The organism is Streptococcus sp. CL8.13, assembly GCF_049737895.1.
In genome coordinates this window covers 1-4,250 of record NZ_JBKOTT010000083.1, presented here as the reverse complement: position 1 = coordinate 4,250, position 4,250 = coordinate 1, and the positions used below count along the sequence as shown (strand labels likewise).

Here is a 4,250-nt window from a genome sequence, read left to right as displayed (position 1 = left end):
CAATATCTTGAACTATTGTAGACACTAGATAAGATTGATCGACAGAAGTTTTTAAACCATCAAACCCAATTATCTGGTAATCATCAGGTGCTATTTTCCCCAGTTCTTTCATAACACTAATAACTCTCAGAGCCATCATATCATTTATTGTAAATATACCATCAATTTCTTTATGAGATTGCAAAAAAATTCTTATCTGATCTTCAGGATTTATTAAAGGTTCTTTCATTTCAAAATTATAGACATCTACTCCTAATTCCTTAGCTTTTTCTCTGAATCCTTTACTTCTGAGTATAGTCTCATTCTCATACATATTAATTGAACCAATAAAAGCAAGGTGCTTATTATCCCTTCTAACCAGTTCCTCTGCTGCAGTTTGTCCTCCTTTGTAATTTGCTGAAGTAACATAGCATACATTTTCCGAAAAATGTCTATCTATACTTACAAACGGTAAATCAGATAAAATATATTTGTCAATATCAGAATATGTAATACCAATAATTCCATCCACTTTATTTTGTTTCAACATTTCGATATATTCGATTTCATTTTGTGAATCGCTATCAGCGTTACAAATAAATAATTTATAATTATATTTTAATAACTCTTTCTCAACATGATAGGCAAACTCCGAAAAAAATGGATGCCATATGCTCGGAATAATCAAAGCGATAGTTTCTGTTCTATTCTTTTTCATACCTCGAGCATAATTATCAGGGATATAGTCCAATGTTTTTATAGCCCTTTGAACTTTCCTTAAAGTTACTTCTTTAATGCCTTTTTCTTTATTAATCACACGTGAAACTGTTCCAACACTAACTCCTGCTTCTAAAGCAACATCTTTCATGGTAATTGATTTTCTTTGTTCTACCATATTATCACCTCCTTTCAATATATAGTATCATGCAAACGCTTTTTTAGCAACTATTTCTCAATCATTTTTGGCCAGATCATTTATCCCATCATGAATAAAATCACTCCAATTAGCTTTTGAAAATACTTCAATTTTCATGTGTAAACATCTACATAAAACAGGAAAAGACTTTGTCTGCTTCTATCTCCCCTTTTTCATGATGTATTTTCGTATAGGTGCTTCAACCATTTGAACGATTTCAAATCCTTCTTTTTGGTAAAGATTCTGAGCTCTTTGATTTGCCTCGAAGACATTTAGAGAAATAGTATCTATGTCTCCATTTTCAAAGGCCAAACTAACAAATTTTCTTAAAGCCTGGCTACCTAAGCCTTGTCCCTGTTTCTGGGGGTTGATAAAAAATCTCCCGATATGAAGATTGCTGTCTTCTTGCCTAATTTTCTGGATAAGCCCCACAAACTCTTGTCCTTCAAAGATTGAAAAGATTCCTTCCAAATCTTGCAAGACTTGAAGGGTCAGTGGAAAAGGAATCTTTGGCCCCATCCATTGTTCTTGAAAGGATTTGCCAAGGGAGTTGGACCATTGACATACGAGCTGAGCGTTTTCTGTGCTCACATTTTCTTCAAAACGAATTGTCATCTTGACCTCACCACCTTATCTATATTTCTCCATTATACTACTTCTCCTATTTTTTACGAATAGATAAGTATGATTGATATTTATTTTTTTCTTGTTGGGAGCATTCTCGCTTCCTTTCTTGGTTTGGTCATTGACCGTTTTCCAGAGCAATCTATTATCCAACCTGCTAGTCACTGCGATTCCTGTCAGACTCGCTTGCGTCCCTTAGATTTGATTCCTATTCTCTCGCAGGTGCTCAATCGCTTTCGCTGTCGCTACTGCAAGGCTCCTTATCCTATTTGGTATGCCCTCTTTGAACTAGGTTTAGGACTCCTCTTTCTGGCTTGGTCATGGGGCTGGCTTTCCTTGGGGCAAGTCATCCTAATCACTGCTGGTTTGACTCTGGGCATCTACGACTTCCGTCATCAGGAATATCCCTTACTAGTCTGGCTGACTTTTCACCTAATCCTCATGGCTTTCTCTGGCTGGAATCTAGTCATGGTCCTCTTCCTTGTCCTTGGAATTGTGGCTCATTTTATCGATATCCGCATGGGCGCAGGGGATTTTCTCTTTTTAGCTTCTTGTGCTCTCATCTTTAGCGTAACGGAGTTACTTATCTTGATTCAGTTTGCTTCTGCGACGGGAATTCTAGCCTTTCTCCTGCAAAATAAAAAGGAAAGACTTCCTTTCGTGCCTTTCCTCTTACTCGCTACTTGTGTGATTATTTTTGGTAAGCTACTGCTTGTTTGATAAAGTCCTGAATTGGCTCTCCTTCATGGAGAGCTTTTACGATTTTCGAACCAACGATAACTCCATCTGATACCGCATTAAAGCGTTCTACATCGGCTTGGCTAGATACGCCAAAACCTGTCAAGACTGGAATGTCGGCCACTTGATGCAATTGTGCCAAGTGCTTGTCCAAATCTGCACGGTAATTGCCAGATTTCCCTGTCACCCCATTGATGGCAACGGCATAGACGAATCCTTCTGCCCCTTCAATCAACTCTTTCTGACGCTCAATCCCTGTCGTCAAACTAACTAGGGGAATCAAGGCGATGTCTGTGTCTGCCAAAAATGGTTCTACAAAGTTGGCATGCTCATGAGGCAGGTCTGGAATGATCAAGCCCTTAACCGCTGTATCTTCCAAATCTTTGACAAAGTTCTCCACACCGTACTGAAAGAGGGGGTTGAAGTAGGTCATGATGACAAGTGGAACCTCTGTTTCAATGGTTTTCAATGTTTCAACCAAAGCCTGGGTAGAGGTCCCGTGGGCTAAACTGCGCAAGCCAGCTTCTTCGATAACAGGTCCATCTGCAACAGGGTCTGAAAAGGGAATGCCCACTTCAATGGCAGAGACACCCAAATCTTCTAAAAAGTGTATTGTTTCAGCTAGACCATCCAAACCTTTCTCGTGGTCTCCAGCCATGATATAGGGAACAAAAATTCCTTTTCCAGCTGCTTTGATAGCATTCAATTTTTCTGTTAGTGTCTTAGGCATGAGCTTCTCCCTTCTTTGCTGCATCTGCTTCCAAGCGGTCTTTGACTTGAACCACATCCTTGTCCCCACGACCTGATAGACAGACTATCATGGACTTTTCTGGTCCAAGTTCTTTGGCCAATTTCACTGCAAAGGCAATGGCATGGCTAGATTCCAAAGCTGGGATAATCCCTTCCACACGAGACAAGAGTTGGAACCCTTCCAAGGCTTCCTCATCTGTCACAGGAACATAGCTGGCACGTTTGATATCGTGGTAGTGAGAGTGTTCTGGACCGATACCAGGATAGTCCAAACCTGCTGAGATCGAGAAAGCTTCAAGAATTTGACCATGGGCATCTTGGAGCACATCCATGAGAGAACCGTGAAGAACACCCGGACGCCCCTTGGTCAAGGTAGCTGCGTGGTGCTCCGTATCCACACCAAGTCCAGCCGCTTCAGCCCCATACATAGCTACAGACTCATCTTCTACAAATGGATGGAAGAGCCCGATGGCATTAGAACCACCACCAACACAGGCTACTAGGGCATCTGGCAAATCTTGACCTGTCAAGTCACGGTACTGTTGTTTAGCTTCTCTACCGATGACACTTTGGAAGTCACGAACGATTTCTGGGAAAGGATGTGGCCCCAAGGCAGAACCAAGGATATAATGGGTATCGTCGATATTAGCCACCCATGAACGAAGGGCTGCATTGACCGCATCCTTGAGCACGCGCGAACCATCTGTTACGGCTTCAACCTTAGCTCCCAAAAGCTCCATACGGAAGACATTGAGGGCTTGGCGTTTGACATCTTCCTCACCCATGTAGATGGTACATTCCATGTTAAAGAGGGCTGCAGCTGTTGCAGTTGCTACACCATGCTGACCAGCACCTGTTTCAGCAATAATTTTCTTTTTACCCATGCGTTTAGCCAGAAGAACTTGTCCCAAGGCATTGTTAATCTTGTGGGCCCCTGTATGGTTAAGGTCTTCACGTTTAAGATAAATCTTGGCTCCGCCAATATGCTGGGTCAAGTTTTTTGCGTAGTAAAGGGGAGTTTCACGTCCCACATACTGGCGCAAGAGTTGGTTCAATTCCTCTTGGAAACTTGGGTCTGCCTGACTTTCACGGTAGGCCTTCTCCAACTCCAAAACTGCTGTCATCAATGTTTCTGGGACGAAACGTCCGCCGAATTTTCCGTAAAATCCATCTTTATTTGGTTCTTGATATGCCATGCTTTACCCTCTCTATAAATCTTCTAATCTTTTCATGATCTTTTTGT

Annotated in this window: 5 protein-coding genes and 1 pseudogene; 1 reads left to right on the top strand and 5 read right to left on the bottom strand. The window is 41.5% G+C overall.

Going from position 1 to position 4,250, the window contains the following annotated elements; translation table 11 throughout:
• On the bottom strand, positions 1-874 hold an 874-nt coding region (locus tag ACLNCN_RS03690; protein WP_424844646.1), incomplete at its 3' end, for a LacI family DNA-binding transcriptional regulator.
• A 180-nt stretch (positions 875-1,054) separates the two neighbouring features.
• Positions 1,055-1,510, bottom strand: a complete 456-nt coding sequence (locus tag ACLNCN_RS03685) for a GNAT family N-acetyltransferase (RefSeq protein WP_424844645.1) — start codon at positions 1,508-1,510, stop codon at positions 1,055-1,057.
• Between the two features lie 69 nt (positions 1,511-1,579).
• Here ACLNCN_RS03685 and ACLNCN_RS03680 point away from each other — a divergent pair, with 69 nt between their 5' ends.
• Positions 1,580-2,239 (top strand): prepilin peptidase, encoded by a 660-nt coding sequence (locus ACLNCN_RS03680; RefSeq protein ID WP_424844644.1) that lies wholly within the window; start codon positions 1,580-1,582, stop codon positions 2,237-2,239.
• On the opposite strand, the gene trpA is transcribed toward ACLNCN_RS03680, so the two are convergent.
• The 3 genes and pseudogenes from trpA to ACLNCN_RS03665 form a co-directional block, all read right to left on the bottom strand.
• On the bottom strand, positions 2,211-2,987 hold the full coding sequence (gene trpA / locus ACLNCN_RS03675) for a tryptophan synthase subunit alpha (RefSeq protein WP_424844643.1): 777 nt from the start codon (positions 2,985-2,987) through the stop codon (positions 2,211-2,213). The genes ACLNCN_RS03680 and trpA overlap by 29 nt on opposite strands.
• Positions 2,980-4,203 carry a tryptophan synthase subunit beta gene (gene trpB, locus ACLNCN_RS03670; RefSeq protein ID WP_050252727.1) on the bottom strand — a complete coding sequence of 408 codons (1,224 nt, stop codon included), beginning with the start codon at positions 4,201-4,203 and terminating at the stop codon, positions 2,980-2,982. Before trpB ends, trpA begins: the two co-directional genes overlap by 8 nt.
• Positions 4,181-4,250 (bottom strand): annotated as a pseudogene (locus ACLNCN_RS03665) (phosphoribosylanthranilate isomerase); the annotation flags it as partial. The gene trpB and the pseudogene ACLNCN_RS03665, both read right to left, overlap by 23 nt.